This is a genomic window from Pseudacidovorax intermedius, assembly GCF_001476815.1.
Lineage (GTDB): Bacteria > Pseudomonadota > Gammaproteobacteria > Burkholderiales > Burkholderiaceae_C > Xenophilus > Xenophilus intermedius_A.
Genome location: NZ_LDSL01000104.1, coordinates 1 through 18,397 on the forward strand (window position 1 = coordinate 1; position 18,397 = coordinate 18,397).

Here is an 18,397-nt window from a genome sequence, read left to right on the forward strand (position 1 = left end):
AAGCCCGACTGGATGTTGGCCAGCGAGGCGTCGCTCAGGTAGAGGCTCCCGGGCGTGCCGCCGCCGCTGCCGCCCAGCACCACCGTGCCGGTCGGGTCCGTGGGGCTGATGGTGAGCGTGGCACCGGCGCTGCGCACCGGCGCGGCGATGGTGATGTCGGTCGAGCGCAGGACGATGTCCTTGCCGCCCGCATCCACCGCATTGGAGATGGTCTGGGTGCCGCCCAGCGTCGCCACGTCGGTGGCGCCGCCGCGCGAGCCGGAGCCCGAGGCGCCCACGTCCGAATAGACCTGCACCGACCCGGTGGCGAACACCACCACGTCCTGCCGCGAGGTGCTCGACACCGTCAGCGACTTCGCATCCACCACGATGGACTTGGGGCTGAAGGTGAAGCCGTTCACCTTCTCGCCCACGCCGTTGAGCGCGGTGATGGTGATGTTGCCGCCGACCGCCTGCAGCATTGGGCCGCCCGCCTGGCGCAGCACGGTGCCGTTGGCGAAGAAGTTGTTCTGCTCCTGCGCGTTGAGGCCCGTCGCCACGATCCTGCCGGTGGCCTGGTCCATGGTGAAGTTGCCGCGGCGCAGTGCCCAGTCGATGCCGGCATCGAAACCGTTGCCGGCACGCAGCCAGCCCAGGCTGCTGTCGATGTTGGTGACGGCACCCTTGAGTGCCCGCACCGTCAGGTCGCCCGAGCCGCCGGCATGCACGCCGGCGCCCAGCAGCACGTCGCCGCCCTCGGCCGCCAGCACGATGCTGCCCTGGTGGGCGCTGCCGCCCGTGGTCGAGATCTCGCCCAGGATCTGCAGCGTGGTGCCGGCCGTGAGGTTGACCAGCCCGGTGGTGGCATGCACGCCGGTCCCGGGACCGGAGCCCGCCGCCACGGTGAGCGCACCGCCGCGCGTGATGATGGACACGCCGCCGTCGGCCTGCTGGTTCACCTGCTGCAGGATCAGCCCGTCCACTTCCTCGATGAACACGGCGCCGCTGACGCTGTTCACGAAGTCCAGCGCGCGGACCTGGATCTCCAGCGGATTGCCGTTCTCGCCGATGCCGCCGGTGGAGCGGATGTAGAGCAGCGCATCGCTGGCGATGATGTCGGTCGTGCCTTCGGCCACGTCCAGCACGCCGCCGGCCACGATGCTCAGGGTGCCCGCATTGGTGGTGCGCAGCTTGCCCAGCATGATGTGGCTGCCCGCCGTCATCGTGATGCTGCCGCTGCCGGCGTTCACCACGGTGTCGCCCGTCATGTCCAGCACGCCGGCGCCGGCGTCCAGCACGACGTTGCCGCCGAGCGTCGTCACGTCGCCCGCGGCGGCCATGCTCAGGCCGCCCGCGCCACGCAGCGTGACCGCGCCGGTGGCCGTGGTCAGTGCCTGGTTCACGGTCAGCTTGCCGGCCGTGGTGATCAGCTGGATCGACGCCGAGCCGACCGCCTGGATCGCGCTGTCGACCGTCATCGCGCCGCCGGACTGCAGCAGCACCGCCGCATGGCTGGTGCTCAGCGCCTGCGCCACGGTCATGCCGTCCTTCTCGTAGATGGTGATGGCCGAGCCGGCCGTCACCGTCAGCGTGGTGGCGTCGATGGCACTCACCACCGCGCCGTTGACCAGCTTGCCGCCCGTGACCGAGCCCGCGGCCGTCAGCGTCACCGCACCGGCCGTGGCCATGTTGTCGATGACGATGCTGCCGGTCTTCGAGACGATGGTCACGATGCCCGCAGTGCCCGTGATCGAGCCGATGCTGACGTTGCCATCGGCCTGGATCGTGATGTTGCCGCCCCTCATCACCAGGCTGGAGATCGACAGGTCGCCGCTCTCGAAGATGGTGAGGTTGCCGGCGCCCGTCATCTCGACGGACAGGGTGTCCACCGAGGTCTTGAGGGTCAGGTCGTCGCCGGAGGTCACCTTCAGGTCGTGGGCGGTGAGCGTGCCGCCCACCGTCAGCGCATGGCCGGCGCTCAGGTTGAGCGTGCCGCCGCTGCTGCCGCTGCCGACGTTCAGGTCGGAGACGACGATCAGGTCGCGGCCGGCCGCCAGGGTGATGGACTCGCCCGCATGGACGTCCATCTTCACCACGCTCAGGTTGCCCGTGACGGACAGGCTGGCATTGCCCGGCGCGCGCTGGGGAACGATGAGGATGTAGTCGCCGCTCTTGGTGAGCGCGCGGTTGGCGTCGGTGTCGGCGCTGCTGCCGCCGGCGGTGAAGGCGGTGTTCGCCTGGTTCGCGGTCAGCGTCAGCGTCGAGCCGCTGACGGACACGGCCACCAGGCCGCCCTGCTCCGCCTTGTACTCCAGCGCGCCGAGCACCGAGGCCCAGTCGGCGGTGACGGTACGGCCGTTGACCGTGTCGCCCACCTTGACGCTGTAGGTGTTCAGGCCCACCTGGACCGTGTAGTCCACGCCCGCCTTGACGGTGCCCGTGTAGGCCACGGTGGCGACCTGCGTCGCATCCGTGCCGGCGGCCGTCAGCAGCGTGCCGGTGTCGCGCACCGCATTGGCCACGTCGGCCTGGTAGTGGCGCAGCACCGAGGTGCCGTCGACGGTGAAGCCGACGTTGTCGACCTGCGCGGTCAGCACCAGCTTGCGTGCCGCCACGTCCTTGGTCACCACGAGCGACACGCTGTTCGCCGCCTCGCCGGTGGTGATCTGGCTGGCCAGGTTGGTCAGCACCGAGTTCCAGTCGGCGGTCACGCCGCCGCTGCCGACGGTCACGCCGTAGGTGCGGCCATTGACCGTCACCGTGTACTCGTAGCCCTGCGCCAGCGCATAGGAGGCGTTGGCCGGGTCGGCGAAGCTGAGCGAGGACTTCTGCTTGGCATTGACGCCGGCATCGCGCTCGGTGGCGACGGTGGCGGCTGCGGGGCCGCCCAGGGTGCCTGCCGCGATGCTGAAGGTCGTGTTGTCGGCCTCGGCCAGCAGGCCGACGGCGGACTGGACGGCCACGGCGGCGCCGAAGTTGTCGGTCACCGTGCCCAGCGCGGACGTGCCGCGGATGGTGAGCACGCCGGCCCGGTCCTTGGCCAGCACGCTGCCATCAGTGAGCCTGGAGGCCAGCTGCGACGCGACGGTCTGCCCGCTGTCGCCGGCCACCGCGGTGTAGCTGTAGTTGGCGCCGCCCACGTTCACCGTGTAGGTGGTGCCGGCGGCCACGGTGAGCGACGACAGGTCGATCGAGCGCACGTCGTAGGACGTGGCGTCGATGGCCTCACCGGCCTCGACCACCGACACCAGCGCGCTGCGCAGCGAGGCCCAGTCGGTGACGTTGTAGCTGGAGGCGGTGACGGTGTAGGCGCTGTTGGCGGTGCGCAGCGCACTCGCCAGTTCGGTGTTGACCTTGGCCATGTCGTCGCCGCTGGCGGCGACGTAGCTGACGCGGGTCTGGTCCACCGTCAGCACGTAGCGGTAGCCGGAGCCGAAGACCACCGAGCTGAAGTCCAGATGGCGGCCCGCCTGCGTGGTCTGCACCTCGGTCACGCCGCCGGTGCCGGCATTGGCCACGGCCTGCCAGGTGCGCATGGCCGTGGCGATGGTCTTGCCGACCGCCTGGGTCACGGTGATGACGTTGCCGCTGACCGTGGCGCCGAAGGTGGCGTCGGCGTCGATGGCGTTCTTGAGCGCCGTGACGATGGCGGCGTCCGAATTGATGGTGCCGGTGGCGATGACCTCGAAGGTCTTGCCGTCGATGGTCACCGCGTAGCGCGCGTCGGCCACGTAGTGCCAGCCCACGGTGAGCTTCGGGTCGACCTTGGCGCTGACCGTCGCCGACGGTGCGTCGCTGCTGATGTCGGCCGTGCCCGCGTTGTACGACGCCGAGGCCGACGTGATGCTCAGCTTGTTCGTCGCCGCGTCGTAGCTCGCGCTGTAGTGGCCGCCGGCGCCGATGGCGCTGGCCAGCGAACTGCCCATGGCATCCGCGGTGGCACCCGTGCCTTCGTAGCTTTCGCCGGCGATCACCACGTGCCACTTGTCGCCCGCGCCCGGCGCGGTGGTCGGCAGCGTGACGGTGCGCGCACCGTCGGTGGCGACGGAGACGCTGCCCTGGCCCGTCTCGGCCTGCAGGGACTGCACGGCGACGCTGCTGGCCGCCGCATTGGCGGCCACGTTGGCGATGTCCAGGAACTGGTTGCCGCCCAGGTGCACCGCGTACTCGTGGCCATTGAGCACCACGCTGTAGCTCTTGCCGGCCTGCGGCGCGGCGCTGGCGTCGAAGGTGACGCCGCTGAGCTGCTTGTCGAGGTAGCCGGAAGCGACGTCGCCTGCGGCGGTGTCGATGGTGCTGCCATCCTTGGCCACGCCGCCGGTCACGGCGTCGGTGGCCGGGGCCGTCACCGACACGCTGCCGAGGGTGAAGGCCACGTTGCCGTGCTCGGCCACCAGCGTCAGGCGCAGGGCGGTGGCATCGACGGTGACGGCGATGTCCTCGCCGGCCTCGATGCGGGTCTTGAGCGCGCCCAGCACCGTCGCCGCCGTGTCGGAGGCACCGGCGGTGACGCTGTAGCGGTGACCGTTGACCAGCACGCTGAACACCTGGTTCACCGTCGGTGCCGCGCTGAAGGCCAGGGTGCTGACCTGCGCGACGGAGACGCCCGCAGCCGTCACCGTGTGCATCGCGAAGTTGCTGATCGCGCCGCCGGCTTCCAGCAGGGTCTTCTCGGTGACCGTGCTGTCGTTGTTGTGCACGTAGCCGTCGGCCGCGATCGTGCGGACCTCGACGTCGTCGCCGTTGCCCGACTTGCTCGGGTCGGTCAGCTGCACCGTGCTGACGCTGCCGTTGATGGTGACGCGGTAGCCGTACAGGTCGGCCACCTTGTCGTCGTAGGCGTCCTGGCCCACCAGCACGTTGCCGTTGCTGTCGCGCACCAGGGCCTTCAGTTCCTTCACGCCGCCGAGCGCGTCGACGGTGATGGCGCCGGAGGTCTTCTGCGCGCCCATGTCGGTGGCCGCCTCGACCTCGTCCACGAAGATGATCGCGGTCGAGCGCAGCGAGATGTCGTGGCCCGGCGCGAAGTTGCGCACCTCGCGCAGCAGCAGGTTGCCGCCGGCGGCGATGTCGATGGCGCCGTCCTTGGCGCTCGCGAGTTCCACCGTCAGTCCGGTGGCCTCGTTGATCTTGATGTCGCCCTGCACCGTGGAGCGGACGTTGACCGTCTCGACCAGGGTGTTGAGCTGCACATCCCTGGTGGCCTCGACCACCAGGCGGTCGGAGATGAACACCGAAGCGCCGTCCGAGGTCACGTTGGCCGCCTTCAGGCTCAGCGTGCCGCCGCTGGTGGCCGCGGCCACGATGCCGCTCTGCAGCGTGAGCGTGCCGCCCACGCGCATCGTCACGTCGCGGGCCGACTCGAAGCCGTCCAGGCCGCCGACGAAACCGCTCAGGCGCAGGTCGCGCGCCACCTCGAGGAAGATGTCGTTCCTGGCGCGGATCTCGAACTTGGAGGCCAGCAGCTGGTCGATCTGCAGGTGGACGTTGCCGGTCTGGATCTGCGCCGAGCTGGTGGTCGAGCGGGTGCCGTTGGCGTTGACGTCGACCACCTGGCTCACGGTGCTGGTGCCGCGCGCCTCGATCAGCACGCTGTCGATGGCGGTGGCGGCGCTGCCGTCGTAATGGGTGGCCTTGACATTGATCAGGCCGCCGACGGACGTGGTGACGCCATTGGCGGTGCTGACCACCGGCGTCAGGTTGACGTCCTGCCCGGCGATCAGCTCCAGGTGCCGGTTGACGTTGAGCGTGGTGCCCTTGAGGTTCAGGCTCTCGCCGGTCTGCAGGATCAGCGTGTCGGCCGTGATCGTGCTGGGCAGCAGCTTGGTGAAGTTGTCGCTGGCGACCGTGCCGTCGGCGTTCAGCGTCATCGCGCCGAACTGGAAGTACTGGCCGGCGCGGTATTCCATCCACTCCGGCGCGTCGAAGAAGCGGTAGAGCTCGATGGTCTTCGCGGCGTCGAACACGATGCCGCGGGTGTAGCTGAGCGAATCGCCGCTCGTCGGCGTCTTCACCACCACGCTGCCGGCCGTGCTGGCCAGGCGGATGGTGTCGCCCTTCACCTTGTCGTTCTTGTCGACCAGCAGCGAGCCCGCGCTCGTGATGTCCACCCGCGTGTTGCCCGTGCCAGCCGTGGTGCTGCTCGTCGCGTTGAGCACGTGCAGGCCGGCGAAGCGCTCGTAGGCACCGTCGGTGTCCACCAGCTGGATGTCGCCGCGCGTGGTGCGCGCGTCGAGTTCGTTGATGGCGGTCTCCAGGCCCGTGATGCCGCTGACGGCCACCACCGTGAGGCGGTTGGCCACCACGTCCACGCCGGCGTCGCCATAGGCTTCGCCCACGGCACCCGCGCGCGACTCCAGCCGCACGTTGCCGGCCGAGCTGACGAACACGGGGACCAGGGTGTTGTTCGGGCCCTGCACCGTGGGCTGCGCCGCACCGGCGTCCAGGTGGACGCCGGCCGAGACGAAGCGGACCATCAGGTCCTGCTGCGCCGTGATGGCGATGTCGTTGCCCGTCTGGTTGGTCTTGAGCTGGGCCGAGACCACGTCGATGGCGCCCGCGCCCGTCACGCTCAGGCTGCCGTTGGCCACGCCGGCTTCGAGCAGCAGCTTGCGGCTGCCCTGGTCCACGGTGGCGCTGGCGCCGCCGGCCAGGGTGGCCTGCACGTCCAGCACGAGGCGGTTGACGTTGGTGCGGATGTCCACGGCGCCGGTGCTGGTCACGCTCAGCTCGTCGGCCACGGTGGTCTGGCCGGTCAGGCTTTTCACGGTGCCCTGGGCGGACACGGTGACGTCGCCGCGCGCATCGTTGCGCACGTCGCCCAGCCACAGGTTGGCGTCGATGGCGGTGCCGCTGTTGCGCGCCGCCGTGAGGCTGATGTCGTTGCGGTCGCTGGTGCCGCGCGTGACGACGCTGGTCGCCGTCAGGCTGCCGGTGTTGTAGACCGTGATGCCGCCGTCGGCGGCCACGGCCGTGAGGTCCAGCGCGCCGACGTTCGTCAGGTCGATGTTGCCGGCGCCGGTCAGCGCCACGTTGGCCTGGGCCACGCGGCTGCTGAGCATCAGGCCGGTCTCGGCGCTGGCCACCAGGCGCTTGGCCGCCATGGTGCCGGCCGCCACCCACACCTTGTGGTCGTCGCCGGTGGTGCCGGGCAGCTGCACGAGGTCGCGCACCTGCTCGATGAAGCCCGAGGCCGCAGTCAGCGACAGGGTGCCGGTGGCCCCCGCCGTCGCGTCGACGGTGGCGTGGTTCAGCACGATGTTGCCGCCGTACTCGCCCGCCTTGAAGCTGATGTTGCCCGAGGTGGCCGTGAGCACCGTCTGCTCGTCGGCGCGGATGTCGCCATCCTTGAAGGTGTTGGCCTGGGCCGAGCCGGACTCGAGCGCGATGTCGCCCGCCGTGACCGTGCCGCTGAGCTGCAGGTCGCGGCCCGCATAGACCTTGACCGTGTCCAGGTGGGCGCTGCTGTCGCTGGCCGCCACCACGCCGCCCAGGTTGACGTCCTGTGCGGCCTTGAGCGTGACGGTGCCGTGGCTGCCGGTGGCGGCCAGGGTGCCCGAATCAGCCAGCGTGAGCGAGCCGCCGGCCGACAAGTCCAGCGTCTGCGCCACCAGCTTGGTGGCGACCGTCTGGCCGCCGATGGTGTTGCCCTGCACCTGCAGCTGCGTGCCGGCGTCGATGTCCAGGCCCTGCGTGGCGGCCACGATGCCGCTCACGCGCACGGCGCCGCGCGCATCGATGGCCACGGTGGCGCCTTCGAGCGAGGCACCGGTGTACGAGCCGTAGTTGGTGTCGATGGTCTGGCTGCTGGCCTCGGTCACCAGCTGGGTCACCTGCTGGATGATCGGCACGGACTTCCACACCGTCACGTTCTCCAGCTTCGTGACCATCACCTCCTTGGTGGTGGTCTGGTAGACCGGGCGGTAGTCGAAGTCGTCCTTGGCGATGGTCGCCAGCTGGTACTTGAGCTGCACGCGCTGGTCGGTGATCTCCTGAGTCTTGGCCGTCCACTGGTACATGTAGTCGACGAACTGCTCGAAGCGCCGGCCCCACACGAAGGCGGAGCTCGACTCGTCGTTCACGCCGCCCAGGTTGGGCGTCGAGCCGGTGTAGTCGGCCTTCCAGCCGCCGTAGTTGATGTGCTGGTACAGCCGCACCGCGTAGGTGGCGTTGGTGAAGCGCACCGCCTGGGCGTCGTCGTTCCAGTCGTCGCGGCGGCTGCTGTTGTAGTAGCTGCCGAGCCACGGGTCGTTGCCGCGCAGCTCGAGCGAGGCGCCGACGTAGTTGGCCCACCACCACAGGGTGGGACCGCCATAGCCGCCCTGGATGCCCGGGGCGATGCCGACATCGCGCACGCCGTCGTACTGCGTCCACAGCCGCTGCAGCGAGGCCGTGCCGCTGTCGAGGGTGCTGTTGTAGGCCGCGATGGCCAGGATGTTGTTCGTGGCCGGCGCACCGCCGCTGAAGCCATAGCCCTGAACCAGGTTCTGCTTGGCCGGATCACTGTCGTTCCATGACCAGTTGGGGTCGTAGGCCAGCGTGCCCGCATGGCCGTCGGCCATGCTGGTGAAGATGCGCGAGCCGGTGTTGCCCGAGTAGGAGACCTTCCAGCGGCCGGCGTCGCCGTCGTAGTCGACGCTGGCCTGCGACCAGTCGAAGCTGGTGCGCGAACCCGTCCACACCGAGCTGACCTGGTCGTAGAACACGTTGGCCCGGTCGTAGTACGAACCCACGACCTCGCCCTTCGGCGTGGCCGTCGCTTCCACCCAGGTGCCGGCCGCGCCGGTACCGGTGGTGGCGGAGCCGCCATTGAGGTACTTGGCACTGCCGTCGCTCACCAGGCGCAGGATGTCCTCCTGCGATCCCACCGGCATGTAGACGTACTTGTCCCGCCAGTTGGCGACGTCGACGTAGAAGACCTTCTTGGCGTTGTTGGCCCAGTCCGGCGTCCACGCAGTGTGGGTGGTGTTGCCGTTGAGGGTCTTCCACTCCTGCGCGCCGTCGTACGTGAAGTTGTAGATGGGCATGTAGCCCAGCGTGTTCAGCACGGCCCAGCGCTGGGCGTCGCTCAGCTGCGAGAAGGACTTGTAGCCGGGATCCTTGTAGTTGCCGCTCGGCGCCTCGGCGCTGCGCCCCGGCGTCTGCTCGTTGCCGGCGTTGGTCCACACCACCACGCGGATGTTCGCGGCATTGGGCTGGCGGGCCGCGATGGCGGCGTCCTTCTCGGCCTGGGTGTTGAAGTAGTCGATGCCCTCGATGAAGAAGTCGCGGAACTGGTCCGCGGCCGCCGCGTTCGGGTTGTAGTAGCCCGTCTGCGACAGCGTGACGTTCATCGTGTGGTAGGTGCTGCCCACCTTGACCAGATCGGTGCCGACCTGCTCGGTGATGACCGTGGGCACCCAGGTGACCACGGGCACCTGCACGGTGCCGTCCTCGACCTGCTGGTAGCCGGTGACCACGTCCACCGTCTTGGTGACGGTCTGGTAGGTGGTCACGTCCACCGGTCGCGCCACGCCGCCGCCGATGGCGGCGTCGACGATCACGTCGCCACCGGACTGGATGCTCAGGCCGCCCTTGGCCTGCACCACGCCCTTGTTGCTGATGGTGATGGTGCCGCCCGAGAGCTGCGCCTTCGCGACGCCCAGCTCCATGGCCGCGCGCGTCATGTTCATGTCGACGCCGGCGTTGAGCACGATGTCGTGCATGGAGCCGAGCGAGCCCGACACCTTCAGCGTGCTGCCCGCATTGACCAGCAGCTTGCCGGCCGTGGCGTCCTTGTCCACCAGCACGTTGCCGTTGACGGTGATGTTGCCGCCGGCCAGGTGCACCAGGTGGCCCGCCTTGACGATGGGCTGGTCGTTCTTGTTCGGGTCCGAGGCGCTGGACAGCGTCAGCTTGTCGCCGGCCTTGATGTAGATCGACGACTGCGCACCGTAGGCAAAGATGTGGCTGCCCGAGGTCATGCTCACGTTCGCCGCCACGATGGAGACGGACTCCTGCGCCTCGATGTTGCGCTGCACGACCACGTCGCCCGAGGTGGACTCGATGGTGACGTGGTTGACGTGCGCGCGCGTCATCGCCGCGTCCGACTCGCCCACCGCGATGAAGCGGATGGTGACGCCGTCGGTCGAGCGGATGTTCACGCTGCCGCCGTCGGCGGTGTCCAGCGTGCCGCCGGTCAGGTAGTTGCCCTGCGCGTCCTGCGTGAGCACGTCCACCAGCACGCCGATGCGGCTGGCGTCGGTGCCGCCGACGACGTTGACCTGGTCGTTGGCACGCACCAGGCCCGCCACCATGACCTGGGAGCGCGACTGCAGCGCGATGTCCGCGCCCTGGCCGGTGGCCAGGATGCTGCCGCGCACCAGCAGGTCGCCGTCGGTGGTCAGCGCGATCTGGCCGGCCGCGTCGGTCACCCTCACGGTGCTGCCCGGGTTGAGCACGATGCCGGTGCCCTGGCTGTCCTGGCCCGCCACCATCTCCACCGTGCCGCTGGCCGAGGCCTGGAAGGCGACGGTGATGTCCTGCGACGCGCGCAGCTTCAGGGCGGCGCCCGCCGCCGACAGCTGCTCGCCGCCGGCGTACAGCCCACCCTGCAGGTCCATGCGCACGGCATCCGCGCGCACCAGGCTGCCGGCGCCCAGGGCCAGCACCTTGCCGTCCGACGCCACGCGCAGGTTGCCGCCGGCATGGATGTCGACCAGCCGGTCGGCGCTCAGCACCGCGCCGCCGCTGCGACTGCCCACCGAGCCGACGGACACGTCGCCGCCGGCGCTGAGGGTCACGCCCTGCCCGGCCGCGTTGGCGGCGACGGGCGAGCCGTAGATGGCGATGTTGCCGCCCGCCACCACGCGCAGCGAGCCGGCCAGGGACATGTCGGCATGCAGCTGCACGTTCTGCGCGGCCGAGACCTCGACCTCGTAGTCGTAGCTCGCCGGCGTCGCACCGGTGCTCTTGACCACGCCGGCCAGGTCCACGTTCTTGCCCGACAGCACGATCTGCGCGCCGGTCTCGATCCAGCCCGACGCATGCTCCAGCGTCAGGGTGCCGCTGGTGGCACCGATCTGCACCAGGCCCTGCGCCGCATTGCCGCGGCCGATGCTGCTGTTGATGGAGACGTCGTTCAGGCCGGTCATGACGATCCGGCCGCCCGCGTCGAGCGTGTTGAACTGCGCGGTGCCCGTCGTGCGCAGGCTGACCTCGCCCGCATGCACCTGGGTGCCGGCCTTGATGACGATGTCGCGCTGCGCGGTGAGTTCGCCGCGGATCTCCAGCGTCTGGCGCGCGTCGATGACGATGTCGGCATTGAGGCCGCGGGCGATCAGGTCGCCCTCCATCACCACGTTGCCGGCCGGCGACAGCTGCATGCCGCCCGACAGCGTTTCCAGCAGGCTGGTGGCCGACAGGTGCACGTTCTGGTTGCCCAGCGCATTGGTGCCGGCAAACATGTTGATGGCCGAATGGCCACGGATGGCGCCGGAGATGGTGATGTCGCCGCCGGGCGCATTGGCCCGGCCGAGGTTGACCACCGAGCCGCGCGCGCTGGCGTCCAGCGCATAGGCGCGGCCCGAGCTGGCGGTCGCGCCGCCGTCCACCTGCGTGAAGCCCAGCAGTTCGGCATGGCCGCCGGCCACGGCGGCGATGGCGAACCGGTAGGCGCCGCTGGTCAGCATGAGGTGGCCATCGGCGAGGCGAACCTTCAGGCCGTAGGTCGCGAAGTCCGGGATGGCGTCGATGGCGGCCTGCAGGTCCGCCGCCAGGCCGGCGATGCCGGTGTTGCCCGTGGTGGCCGAGGCGGCCAGGCGCACCACCTGGCTCACGGTGCGGCTGCCGTCCTGCACGCTCAGCGTGAAGGCCACGTCCTGCGTGATGCGGCCGCTGGCGTACTGCATGAAGTCCGCCGCCACCAGCTCCTGCGTCCATTCGGGCGTGAGCACCGACAGGCTGCCGGCCGCCGACAGCGACAGCGTGCTGTCCTGCTGCGTCGTGCGCAGGTGCACCGCGCCGCCGACGACGATGCCGTCGGCCAGCCACGGCTCGGCCTGCGTGGCCGTGCCGGTGCCGGTGCCGCCGCGCACGTCGATGGTCTTGCCGGCCGTCAGGTCGCGGCCCAGGCGGACCTGCTGGCCCGCCACGATGGTGATGACCGAATCGCCGCCGAAGCTCTGCGCCGTGCTGCCCAGCGTGAAGCCGTCGGCATCGCGGTGGTCCACCACCTGGCCGCCGGCCACCAGCTGGCCCAGGATCTCGGCGTCCTGCGAGGCGCTGACGCGGATCTCGCCATCGGCATGCTGCGTGGTGACGCGGGCCGCGGCCGGCATCTTCACGCCGATGCCGTCGGCCAGGCTGAAGCCGCCGGCCAGGTCGACCAGGTGGCTGGCGCGGATGGTCGCGCCCACCTCGATGCTGCCGCCCGAGGCCGTCTTGGCCTGGCCGCCCAGGTAGAGCTGGCCCAGCGAATGCAGGCGCACGGTGCCGTTGCCGGCCGACCAGTCCAGGTCTTCGCTCAGCAGGCGGCCGTTGGCGTCGAAGGTCTGGCGCATGGTCGCGCCGGACAGGATGCTGCCCGCGATGGTGACGCCGCCCTGGGCGTCCACCGACACCAGTCCGCCGGACTGGTCGCTGGTGAGGCCGGCCGCGTTCAGCCCGCCGGCACTGCCAATGACCACGGCCCAGCCCTGGTCGTCGGCACTCAGCGCCTTGGTGGTGGTCAGGGTGACCGACTTGGCGGCCTGCAGGCCGGCGTCGACCAGCACCTGCTGGCCGGCCTTGACCACGATGGTGGAATCCGGGCCGCTCCAGGTCACGCCCTGGGCGCCGATGGTGCCGCCGGCCACGATGGCGCCGTGCAGTTCCACGTCCTGGCTGCCGATGACGGTGATGCTGCTGCCGGCGCGCGTGGTGTTGAGCGTCGAGGACGCGTTGACGTACACGCTGGTGCCGGCGGCATTGGCGCCGTTGCGGTCTGTGCCGTCCAGCTCCACGCCGCCCACGAGCGTGATGTTGCCGTTGACGTTGGCTTGGCCTTCCCAGTACAGCCAGCGGTCGGACTGCATGACGAGGTCGGAGCCGGCGCCCAGCAGGTTGATGTTGCCGCGCACGATGACGTCGTCGGCCGTGGAAACCACGAAGTCGGCGTCGTCCTGCAGCGTGGTGATGGTGCCGGTCAGCAGGAAGCCGAAGCCGCGCTGGCCCAGCAGCGGATGCGGCTCCAGCACGCGGATCTCGTCCACCGCGCCGTCGTTGTTGGCGTCGTAGGCGTACACCACGTACTTGTGGCTGCCGTCGCTCACCACCCAGCGGTTGGTGTCGGCCACGGTGACGTCGGCGTTGCGGTAGTCGATGCCCTCGGTGAAGGAGGTCATCAGCTGCTTGCCCGCCGGGGCGGCGGCGTTGTAGTACACCTTGCCGCCGTAGGACGTGAAGCCGCTCTGGTCCAGCACGCGGAAGAGCTGGTCGCCCGTGAGCGAGGACAGCGCCGCATGGTCGGCCGGACGCGCCACGTCGGCCCAGCGCAGGCCGCTCACGGTGTAGTCGGTGCCGGCCTTGAAGCTCAGGTGGTACTGCTCGCCCACCGGCTTGGTGGCGTTGTAGTACACGGCGCCGTCCCAGCGGGCATAGCCCAGCTGCGCCAGCACCGCGTTCTGCTGCTCGATGCCCAGCTGCTCGAAGCCCTGGCCCGTGGCCGGGCGCGTGAGGTTGCCCCAGGCGATGTCGGCATTGCTGTAGTCCTTGCCGTCGCCCTCCACCAGCGTGCCCAGCACGCGGCCGGTGCCGGCGTTGTAGAACACCTGGCGGTCGACCTGGTCGTAGCCCAGGGACTTGAGCACCACGGCGCGCTGCGAGGGGTTGAGGTCCTCGAAGCTGGCGCTGTCCGTCGGCCGGGCGACACCGCCCCAGTCGATGGCGTCGAGGTTGTAGTCGGCGGCCTGGCCCTGCGCGAAGCCGTCGACCACGCGCACGTTCTTGGCCGCGTCGGTCTTGATGAAGTGCAGGCCTTCCAGCACCTCGTAGCCCATGGCACGGGCCACCACCTTCTGCTGCGCGGCCGTGAGGTCGCCGAAGGCCGCACCCGCGGCCGGCGCACCGGCGCTGCCCCAGTAGATGCTGCCGTTGGCGTAGTCGGAGGCCGGGCCCTGGGTGAAGGTCGACACGGCCTTCTTGCCCGGCGCGGCGTTGTAGTTGAAGAAGTTCTTGTAGCCGGTGCCGTGGTCCAGGAAGTCGGCCACGATCTGGCGCTGCTGCGCGCTCAGCTGGCTCCAGGCGGCGTCGGCGTCGGGAATGGGCGCGATGGGCGTGCCCGCATCCACGCCGGGGCCGAACCACAGGTCGCCCGGCATGGAATAGAAGTCGAAGGTGTAGCCCAGGGCCTCCGCCACCACCATCTTCTGCGCGCCGCTCAGCGCGTCGAAGCCGGTGCCGGCGGCCGGCGCGCTCACGCCCGCGGCGGCCCAGCCGATGCGTGCGTTGTCGTAGTCGTAGGCCGGGCCCTGCGTGAAGCCCGTGAGGACCGCCATGGTGCCGTCGGCGGCCGTGCGCGTGAACACCAGGCCGTCGTAGGTGGCATAGCCCAGCTGCGTGGCCACGGCCTTCTTCTGCGCCAGCGTGAGTTGGTCGAAGCCGGCGTTGGCCGCCGGCGCACCCGCGTCGCCCCAGTGGATGTCGGCATTGCGGTAGGCGACCAGCTCGCCTTCGGTCAAGGCCGTGCGGAAGGTGTGGGTGGCGGCATTCCAGTAGCCGCCCTGGTCGTAGGTGGTGTAGCCCAGCGAGGCCACCAGCGTGGCCTTGGCCGCATCGCTCAGCGCGTCGAAGGGCGTGTAGTTGGCCAGCGAGACGGCGCTGGCCACCGAGGCCAGCGGCGTGTTGCCGGCGCCGAACAGCGAACGCAGGTCCACATGGATCTGGCCCTGGTTCAGCGCCGAGACGATGGCCGCGAACTTGCCGGCATCGCTGGTCGAGGCCAGGGTCTTGCCCGGCAGGGTGTCGAAGTAGTCGGCATGCGGGTCGCTCACGGCGCCCGCATCGATGCGCAGCGCGCCGGCCGCCACCAGGGCGCCGGAGAGCATCAGCTCGCCCGCGGTGCTGATGGACAGGGTGGCGCCGCCGCCGACCAGCAGCGGCGTGAGGCCGTCGGCCGCATAGCGCGCGCCGGACAGCACGGCGCTGCCCGACAGCAGGCCCATGGCGCCGGTGGCGCGCAGGTCGATGGTCGAGTTCGCGCCCTCGGCGGACAGCACCGCGCCCTCGAGCAGCTTGAAGGAGGTGCCGGCCGACAGCTCCATGCGGGCACCGGCGCCCAGCGCCTGCACGCTGGCGGCCATGACCACGGAACCCGAGCCGGCCATCAGCACCTGGCCGCCGTCGGTCAGGTTGCGGATCACCGCGCCCTTGTCGGTGGTGATGCTGTTGGCCTCTGCGCCATAGCTCACCATGGCGCCCTGGCCGGTGGTGCCGGCGACGCGCACGTCCACCAGCGTATCGGCCGTCAGCCAGCCGCTCACCAGCAGCTGCTCGGTCAGGCGCAGGACCGTCTCGCGCGCATGCACGCCCGAATCCGGCGCGCCCATGGGCGTGCGCAGGTTCTGGCGCTGGACGTCCATCAGCCGCGCCTGGAAGCTCAGGCGGTCGGTGGACTGCACGTCGCCCACGATGTCGATGCGGTCGGCGATCAGCGTGGCGCCGTCGCGCAGCATGGCCGAGTAGTGCTCGGTGCCGATGGTGGCGTCTTCCACGTCGCCCACGTACATCGCCACGCCGGCGGCGCGGTGGCCGATGGTGATGCCGCTGAAGCCGTCCTTCAGCGCCGACAGGTCGCGCATGCCCAGCTCGAGGTAGCCGGTCTCGATGCCGAAGGAATAGTCGCCGCCGAACAGGCCCTGGGCCGCCGCGCCGATGCGGTAGCTCTGGCCGATGGACCAGGTGCGGATGCTCAGCGCGCCGGTGCCCGACACATGGTCGTCGCCCGAGGCGAAGTCCACGTCGTCGGCCACGATGGCGATGCTGCCGCCGCCGGTGCCCGTGCTGAGCTGGCCGCTGGCCAGGGTCAGCGCCGCCTCGTGCGTCGCCAGCTGGATATCGATCAGGCCGTTGGGCGTGGTGAGGCCGCCGGCCGCATAGCCGTCGGCGACGATGGACAGGCCGTCGAGCTCGCGCACGACGATGTCCGAGAAGCCGGCACCCGCGGTGCCGCGGTTGACCACGTTGAGCTGGTCCACCTGCGTGGTCAGCGTGCCGCGCAGGCCGGCCGCGTCGATGCTCAGCATCGCCTCGGGCAGCTTCAGCAGCGTGGCCTGGGTCACGTCCACGACGCCGGCGCTGGACAGGTGCAGCGAGGTCTTGCCCCAGCTTGCGCCGCCGGTCATCTTGAGCGCGGTGCCGGTGCTGGCGGTGTCGGTCACCTCGATGCGGTCGAGCGCATCGTCGAAGTTGATGACGCGGTCGCCGCCGTTGATGGTGGTGGCGAGCTGGTGGTCGCCCAGCACCAGCGGCGTGCTGCTGGAGAAGGCGCTGAGCACCAGGCGGTCGTAGTCCGAGCCGCTCTTAAGGTTGAGCGTGCCGGGGCCGGTGACGTAGATGGTGTTGTTGCCGGTGCCGGTCTCGACGTTGTTGGTGCCGGCGCCGACGTAGATGACGTCGTTGCCGCCGCCGCTCTTGATGGTGTTGACGCCGTCGCCCATGTCGACGATGTCGGCGCCGTCGCCGCCCACGAAGCGGTCGTTGCCTGCCCCGCCCTCGAAGCGGATGCCGCCCACGTCGCCGCTGGCGAACTGGTCGTTGCCCGCACCGCCGCGCACCACGCTGCCGGCGCCGCCGCCGAGGATGACGAAGCTGTCATTGCCCTCGCCGCCGTCGAACTGAAGCTGCGCGCGCACGTGGCGGCCGACGTAGATCGAGTCGTTGCCGCGGCCGCCGTTGGCCACGATGTGGTTCACGTTGGTGAAGCTGGCCGACTCGCCCAGGGAGCTGACGGTGACGACGTTGCTGTCCTTCTCCTGCTCGACCGTGTAGGCCTCGCCGATGATGTCGTCGTAGACCGTGTTGCCGTAGCGGTTGCTCGTGTCGCCCATGTTCAGGTAGAGCGTGTCGCCCACCTGGTAGGCGATGCGCGGCGGATCCGCCCACGACCACTTGAAGCTGCCCGACAGGGTGATGCCCATCACGGTGACGCGCGCCGCCATGTAGGCGCTGGCGGCGTTGATGTCGATCTCGCCGCGGAAGCCCGCCAGCGTGAAGTCGATGGAGAACAGGCCCAGGTCGATCTCGAAGTCCAGCGAGCCCCAGGCTGCCGCCGCGAAGCGCGGCGCGCTGCTCAGCGTGAGCGACACGCCCGCGTTCAGGTGCAGGGGGCCGAGGTGGATGTCGATCTCCGCCTTGCCGCGGATCTCGAAATGCCCTTCCGAGTCGACGTAGCCGCCGACGTCGATGGTCAGCGCATTGAAGAAGTTCAGGCTGCCGTCGAAGGACAGCTTGAACACGTTGTCGATGACGCTGATGCCGCCCTTGAAGTCGACATTGAAGGTCAGCAGCTTGATGGCGCCCACCAGCTGCATGTCGAACAGCGTGTTGGCCTTCACCACGTTGCCGTGCAGGTCGGTGTAGTCGCTGCTGCCGGTGTTGATGCGGATGTCCGCACCCGCACGGATGGTGACCGGGCCCGCGCCCAGTTCCACGTTGGTGTGCAGGTTCAGCGCGAAGACGGGGCTGCCGCCCTCCATCAGGAAGGCGGCCGAGCCGCCCACCTTGACCTGGCCGAAGCCGGCCAGCTCCATGGTCATGTCCATGGCCGCCTGCACGCCGCGCGCGTCGATCAGCAGGTCCATGGCACCCGACATGCTCACCGGGCCCACGGCCACGCTGGCCGAGCCCGAGATGCGCAGCATCTGCGGCGACAGCATGACCGTGCGCAGCGGATTGCCGTGGCTGTCCAGCGCCAGCGTGCGCACTTCCTGCTGCGTCGCGGTGGTGTTGATCTGCAGCAGGAACTTGCCGGTGACGGTGAAGATGCCGCCGCCGTCGATCAGCGTCGAGTTGGGGCCGGAACCTCCGACCTCGAAGGCGCCGTAGATGCCGGTGTTGGCCGGCGTGTTGGGGTCGATCAGGATGCCCAGCGTGCCGGTGACCGACAGCGGCTGCAGCAGCGGCAGGTCGAGCGTGGCGGTGGCGCCCAGCTCGGCGCGCACGGTGCCGTCGACCACCGAGACGATGACGCTGAAGTCGCCCTTGAGCGACAGCGCATGGTCCAGCAGGTCCATGGTGCCGTGGCCCACCACGGCGGCGTAGGGGCCCACCCAGCCCGGCTTGCCCGGAGGCGCCGCGCCGATGGTGAAGCTGTCGAAGCCGGTGAGCGCCCGGAATTCGTCCGGCACCACATAGGTGATGTCGCGGCCGAAGGTGTTGAGCGACAGGTCCAGGTCGGCGCGGA

General features: G+C 70.0%; 1 protein-coding gene (cut by a window edge). It reads right to left on the reverse strand.

Going from position 1 to position 18,397, the window contains the following annotated elements; all coding sequences use genetic code 11:
- The coding region annotated (locus tag NS331_RS26760; protein WP_058643002.1) for a hypothetical protein crosses the window boundary (this coding region is incomplete at both ends): on the reverse strand, nt 1-18,397 show 18,397 of its 42,115 nt. 23,718 nt of the annotated region lie beyond the right edge of the window.